Source organism: uncultured Vibrio sp., from assembly GCF_947488985.1.
Lineage (GTDB): Bacteria > Pseudomonadota > Gammaproteobacteria > Enterobacterales > Vibrionaceae > Vibrio.
The window spans coordinates 1-271 of sequence record NZ_CANLBV010000364.1; the positions used below are offsets into that span (position 1 = coordinate 1).

General features: G+C 52.4%; 1 protein-coding gene. It reads left to right on the top strand.

All coding sequences use genetic code 11. The features are described 5' to 3' along the window. Positions 1-271: ATPase, T2SS/T4P/T4SS family (locus tag Q1A70_RS20660; protein WP_299695949.1), on the top strand; the 271-nt coding region annotated here is incomplete at both ends.

A 271-nucleotide genomic window follows, 5' to 3' on the forward strand; every position in this document is an offset into this window, starting at 1 on the left:
GCGGCACAGGCTCAGGAAAGACCACTTTTGTGAACGCGCTGCTGTATGAAATGGCGCAGCGCTTTCCCAATGAGCGTAGCATCCTTTTGGAAGATACCAACGAGCTGCAATGCAGCGCCCCCAATCATGTGATTAAACGAACCCATCCAAACGCCGACATTTCTATGCGCACCTTGCTGCGCACCACCTTACGTTATCGGCCTGACCGTATCATCGTGGGTGAAGTGCGAGGTGGAGAAGCTTTGGAGCTATTAAAAGCATGGAATACGGG